Origin of the sequence: Collinsella sp. wc0529 (assembly GCF_046116875.1) — a bacterium.
Taxonomy (GTDB): Bacteria; Actinomycetota; Coriobacteriia; order Coriobacteriales; family Coriobacteriaceae; genus Collinsella.
Genome location: NZ_JBJXBO010000002.1, coordinates 693,068 through 699,301, shown reverse-complemented (window position 1 = coordinate 699,301; position 6,234 = coordinate 693,068). Strand labels below are relative to the sequence as shown.

General features: G+C 59.1%; 3 protein-coding genes. 1 reads left to right on the top strand and 2 read right to left on the bottom strand.

Annotated features, from left to right (window positions below; translation table 11 throughout):
- Positions 1–574: 574 nt before the first annotated feature.
- The gene (locus tag ACKUTP_RS09665; protein ID WP_409063886.1) at positions 575–1,699 is read right to left on the bottom strand and encodes an aminotransferase; all 1,125 of its coding nucleotides are present in this window, start codon (positions 1,697–1,699) and stop codon (positions 575–577) included.
- 149 nt (positions 1,700–1,848) lie between these two features.
- Complete coding sequence (gene arcA / locus ACKUTP_RS09660) at positions 1,849–3,090, bottom strand: arginine deiminase (RefSeq protein WP_349088903.1); 1,242 nt, start codon at positions 3,088–3,090, stop codon at positions 1,849–1,851.
- A gap of 557 nt (positions 3,091–3,647) precedes the next feature.
- Here arcA and ppk1 point away from each other — a divergent pair.
- Positions 3,648–6,215 (top strand): polyphosphate kinase 1, encoded by a 2,568-nt coding sequence (ppk1, locus tag ACKUTP_RS09655; RefSeq protein WP_409064222.1) that lies wholly within the window; start codon positions 3,648–3,650, stop codon positions 6,213–6,215.
- Positions 6,216–6,234 lie beyond the last annotated feature (19 nt).

Here is a 6,234-nt window from a genome sequence, read left to right as displayed (position 1 = left end):
TGGCCTCCTACCTTTCTTTCGGGCCCTTGTCAGGGCCGATTCGTTAGCGCCCCTCCGTGTGAGGCGTTATTGCTGACGACATATTTATATCCAAAATCAGCTCATACTTCCACCTTGCCCCCGAACGGTTTTTTATAGGGAGTGAACGGCATACACATATACTTCACGCATGGCACACTTCATCTTAATAAAGCGTATTTACGTGCTTAAACGCGTTTTAATCCTAAAATCAAATGGAACTAAACTTTGTTAAACCATCCTCAAATTGCATATTTCCAATAAAGCTATGAATAGAATTAGCGGTTCACACCGCGTCTCAACCATTTTCACTTTTATTCAGAAAAAAGTTTGTCCTATTCATTTCTGGTAAATAAATTACCGTTTACCAGACGCTTGATACCGTTCACCGGAAACTCAGTATAAGGCCCAGCGGATACCGGCTCGCTTTACGGCCCCATTTGTAACAACTTGACTTCTCGGTATAGAAAAACGGACTCGCTTCCCCTAGGGAAACGAGTCCGTTTTCGATTATCTTCGGCTAATTTGGATAAGGCCCCCGAAGACCATCGGAATCCTAGCGATCGAACTCCGCCAGTGCCTCGCCCAAAAGTCTCAGGCCCTCGCGCAGAACGTCCTCGCTCGCGCAGTAGCCCAGGCGTGCGCCGCAGGGAAGCTCAAAACGGCTACCGGGGACCAGCAGCACTCCCCTCTCGGACAGCAGGCGCCTGCAGAACTCCTCGTCATCCTCGGGAATATCCAACTGGATAAACGAGGTGGACACGCCCTGCGGGGCCGTCCAGGAGACACGCTGCTGCGTATCGATCCAAGCCTGTGCGATATCGCGGTTGCCAAACACGATATCGCGGTTGCGCTCGAGAATCTTGCCCTTGTGCTCGAGCACGTAGGTCGCCAAAGCATTGTTAAACACGCCACCGCAGATCATGGTGTAGTCGCGGTAGGTGCGGATGCGGTTGGACAACTCTTCGTCCGCGACGACCCAGCCCACGCGGGCCGCAGGCGTCGAATAGGTCTTCGACAACGAGTTGGTGACAATGGCCCTCTCGTACACGTCGACCATCGACATAAAGGACTCAGTGTTTTCGAGCGGCAGATATACCTCGTCGCACAGCACGTAGGCGCCCACCGAGCGGGCGATCTCGGCAATCTGACCGAGCATATCGGCATCGAGCACCGTACCGATGGGGTTCGATGCGTTGTTTATGCAGATAAGCTTGGTGTTGGGGCGCACCAAGCGCTTGAGTTCCTCGATATCGGGCTTCCAGCCGAGTTCCTCGCGAAGCTCCCAATACTCGACCTCGGCGCCCAGCGTGCGCGGAATCTCGTAGAGCGGCGCATAGGTGGGCCACTCGGCGATAACATGGTCGCCGGGCTCGACCACAGCCATGATGGCGTTGAGGTTAGCGCCCGTGCAGCCATTGGTCTGCAGAATGTGATCGGGATTGACCTCCCGACGATACAGCTTGGCAACCTCGGCCTTAAACTCCGGCGAGCCCTCGATCCAGCCGTAGTTCATCTTCTCGCGGTCCAGGCGCTCGTAGAACGTGGCGCCGTCCTGCTCATCGAGCGCGCGCAGCTCGCCCATGGTGAGCGACGAGATCGTCGACTGGGCGATGTCCCACGTGGCACTCTTCTCCCAAACGTTGAGCCATTCCTCAACGCCAATCGTCTTGATGTCCATGGCCAAGCTCCTTACAAAAGCAGTCATCCAATCGTGTTGACGTTCCTCATACAAGATTGGGGCGGTGCGAAAACCCGCACCGCCCCAATGGGAGACATCTAATGGCAGCTAGATGTATGTATTAAGACCTGTACGGGTCCTAGAAGACCCTAGAGGTCCTCGCGCCAGAAGGGCATGCTCATGCAGCGCGGGCCGCCGCGGCCGCGGGAGAGCTCGGCGGAGGGCACGACGAGAAGGTCCAGGCCCTCCTTGTACAGCACGTCGTTGGTGACGGTGTTGCGGGCGTAGACGCAGATCTTGCCGGGCTCGACGCACAGGGTGTTGGAGCCGTCGTTCCACTGCTCGCGGGAGGCCGCGATCGGGTCGCCGCCGCCGCAGGGGATCAGCTTGACCTGGTCGACGCCGGTGGCGTCCTCCAGGACGTGCTCGAGGGTGTCCTCGATCAGGCGGATGTTCACGTCGCCCGGGTTCTTGCCGGCGGTCAGCTCGTAGACGCGCAGGGTGCCCATGATGGCGGGGTGGATCGTGAACTTATCGACGTCGATCTGGGTGAAGACCGTGTCGAGGTGCATGAAGGCGCGCGAGACCGGGATGTCGAAGGCCAGGATGCGCTCGACCTTGGAGTCGGAGTTCCAGAAGATGTTCTGGGCCATGACGTCGATCGCGGCGGCCTGGGTGCGCTGGGAGATGCCGACGGCGAGGGTCTTCTCGTTGATGTTCAGCACGTCGCCGCCCTCGGTGTGGAACTGGCAGTCGCGGCGGAAGTACAGCGAGACGTCCTTGTAGTCGGGGTGGTACTTGAAGACGTACTTGCCGTACAGGGTCTCGCGGTTGCGGGTGACCGAGTACATGCGGTTGAGGTTGACGCCCTCGCCGATGACCGCGAACGGGTCGCGGGTGAAGTAGAGGTTGGGCATCGGGTCGATGATCAGGTCGGACTCGGACTCGGAGTTGACCAGGGAGTCGAGGGTCGTGGACGCCGTGAGGGGCATGTCGATCTCGGACTTGGTCATGCCGGCCATGGTCTTCTTGACGAACTCGAGGTTGTCCTCGATGGAGTCCAGCTTCTCGCGGACGATCTGCGGCATGTGCTGGCCGCGGATGCCGGCCTCGGCGATGTACTGGTCGGTGAACTCGGCGCGGGCGCCGGGGACCTGGTCGAACACCTCGGCGACGAGGTTCTCGAGATAGAGGACCTCCACGCCCTGGTCCCTCAGGATCTGGGCGAAGGTGTCGTGCTCCTGCTGCGCGACCTCCAGGAACGGGACGTCGTCGAACAGGAGTCGCTCGAGCTCGTCGGGCGGCAGGTTGAGGAGCTCGTCGCCGGGACGGTGCAGGCAGACCTTCCTGAGCTTGCCGATCTCGGAAGGCACGTGCAGACCTTTCGTCATGGCCTCCTACCTTTCTTTCGGGCCCTTGTCAGGGCCGATTCGTTAGCGCCCCTCCGTGTGAGGCGTTATTGCTGACAGCTCTAGTTATATCCAAATTCCACCCGCAATTCCACCTCGCCCCCGAACGGTCAACAAAGTGCGATGAACGGTATATCGCATGTGATTCCCCCATGATGTACTTCGGCGTTCTAAAGTAACTTTTCTAAGGTAAACGCTCTTTTTTCCTAAAAACCATTTGCAATTGCATCTCTAAACTTTTGATTCAGAATTGCATAGCTAAATCGGTTTTATGTATATTAATGATGTTTGTTTACGTTTCCGCCTGCATTCAATGATATTCAGCTATCTATCATTCTTATTCACACTTACGTACCAGTTGAGTGTGGATATAGATCACTTGCAGACGAGCAGGGCGTCAGTCCTATGACTTGTCAGCGTAAGAAGTAGGTAAAGATACCGTTCACGCGATACGTCCGTGCCACAGGTCGACTAAATTGAGACAATAGTGAATAGTGTTAGGCTACCGTCCCCTGTGGGGACTGAACGGACAGATGCATATGCCGAGCAAAATCGAAAAGAAGCAAGCCGCCGCAAAGCTGCGCAAACCGCCGCGCGACTTCTCATACACGCAAAACCGAGAGCTCAGCTGGCTACGCTTTGACAACCGCGTGCTCGACGAAGCCTTCGACGAAACCGTTCCGTTATTCGAGCGACTAAAGTTCGTCTCGATCTTCGAGTCCAACCTCGACGAGTTCCTTATGGTGCGCGTGGGCGGCCTGTCCGATCTGGCGGAGCTCAAAAAACAACCTGTCGACAACAAGAGCAATATGACCGCCTCCGAACAGGTCGATGCTGTCATGGCCGAAATGCCCGGGCTCCTTACCCGTTGGGAGTCCATCTTTAAGAGCATCGAGGGCAAGCTCGACACCTTGGGCGTTCACCGCGCCCACATCGATTCGCTTACGCCCGAGGAGCGCACCTTTGTAACCCGCTACTTCCAGGCCTACGTGTCGCCGGTCATCTCGCCGCTGGTCATCGATCCTCGCCACCCCTTCCCCAACCTGCGCAACGGCGCGCTCTATCTGGCCTGTGGTCTGGACGGCGCCACCGACGAGGAGAGCCTACTGGGCCTTATCGAGATTCCCGCCTCGATGAACCGCGTGGTCGAGATCCCCTCGCCCACCGGCACCTACTCCTACATCTTGCTCGAGGACGTCATCCTCGCCTGCCTGGACAGCTGCTTTGGCTCCTATAAGCCGCTGGATCGTGCGCTGATCCGCGTCACCCGCAACGCCGACATCGATCCGGACGGCGAGGGCGTCGAAGAGGAAGAGGACTACCGCCAGCACATGAAGCGCATCCTCAAGAAGCGCCTGCGCCTGCAGCCGGTAGTGCTCGCGGTCTCGGGGTCGCTCGAGAAGGCGACGCTCAAGACTATCCGCAAGGCGCTCGAGCTTTCGCGCCGCTCTGTCTTTACCTGCGATATCCCGCTCAACCTGGGCTACGTCTTTGGCATTGAGGGCAAGATTCCCGAGCACCTGCGCAACGAGCTGCTCTTTACGCCGTTTAAGCCGCAGCCCAACCCCACCATCGACATGACCCGCTCCATCCGCGAGCAGGTGCTGCAGCACGACAAGCTGCTCTTCTACCCTTACGAGGCCATGAATCCGTTCCTGGATCTGGTACACGAGGCAGCCTACGACCCCGAGTGCATCTCGTTGCGCATCACGCTCTACCGCGTGGCCAAGCAGAGCCGCCTATGCGAGTCGCTGATCGATGCCGCCGAGAACGGCAAAGAGGTCACGGTGCTCATGGAGCTCCGCGCGCGCTTTGACGAGCAGAACAACATCGAGTGGGCCGAGCGTCTGGAAGAAGCGGGCTGCACCGTCATCTATGGTTCCGAGGGCTTTAAATGCCACTCAAAGATCTGCCAGCTCACCTATCGCGAGGGTATGGCGCTCACCCGCCTCACGCTTTTGGGCACCGGCAACTTTAACGAGAAGACGGCCAAACTCTACAGCGACTTTATGCTCATGACAGCCCATCCCGGCATCGGTGAAGACGCCAACCTGTTCTTCCGCAATCTGTCGCTAGGCAACCTGCGTGGCGACTACCGCTTCCTGGGTGTGGCGCCCGTCGGACTGAAACCGCTCATCATGCGCGGGCTTGACCGCGAGATCCAGCGCGCCCTTGCCGGCGAGCCCGCCCGCGTGTTCTTTAAGCTCAACTCGCTGACCGACCGCGAGGTTATCGACAAGATCGCCGAGGCATCGTGTGCCGGCGTGCGCGTAGACATGATCATCCGCGGCATCTCGTGCCTCAAGCCCGGTGTTTCGGGCAAGACCGAGAACGTGCATGTCCGCTCCATCGTCGGACGCTTTTTGGAGCACGCGCGTGTTTACGCTTTTGGCGTGGACTCGGACATGATTTACCTGAGCTCAGCAGACATGATGACACGCAACACCGAGCACCGCGTGGAGATCGCCTTCCCCGTGCTCGACCCCACCTGCCGCGCCCTGGTACACGAGTACATGGGCATGCAGCTGCAGGACAACGTGAAGGCCCGCAGCCTCACGAGCGACGGCACCTGGGTCCCCGTGGAGTGTGCAGAGGGCGAGAAACCCTTCAACTCGCAGGAAGCTCTACTGGAGCGTGCCTATCGCAACGCCGAGGCCGCCGCGCAGCAGCGCGCACAGGAGAAGGAACGTGTGGCCGAAGAAGCTATTCAGGACGAGGTTGAACATGGGGCAGCCGCCAAACCGGAAGCGGTTGCCGCTCCCCCGGTGAATGAGCCCGAGGCTGCCGCAGAGCCCGCCATGGAGAAAGCGCCCGAGCCCGCTACCGCGACTCCGGAGCCCGCCGCCGAGGCAAAGCCCGCCCCAGCTCCTGATCCGCAGCCGACCACACCCGAGGTTCAGAAGGTCCAGGCGACTGTCATTGAGCCCGAGCCTGCACCTCAGCCCGAGCCGCAGGTCACCAAGCCCGTATCCGAGACGAGCACCCGTCGCGATAAGCCCGCCGGCAAGACCAAGGCCATCGAGCGCCATCGCCCCGGTCGCGTGCGCATGGGCCTGGGCCTGATCGGCCTGGGTCTTAAGACGCTCATTACCGGCAAGACGAAATAGTCGTTTGTAGAAGCGCCCC

Coding starts and splice junctions, on each gene's coding strand:
- ACKUTP_RS09665 (WP_409063886.1), bottom strand. CDS start 1,699: ATGGACATCAAGACGATTGGCGTTGAGGAATGGCTCAACGTTTGGGAG.
- arcA (WP_349088903.1), bottom strand. CDS start 3,090: ATGACGAAAGGTCTGCACGTGCCTTCCGAGATCGGCAAGCTCAGGAAG.
- ppk1 (WP_409064222.1), top strand. CDS start 3,648: ATGCCGAGCAAAATCGAAAAGAAGCAAGCCGCCGCAAAGCTGCGCAAA.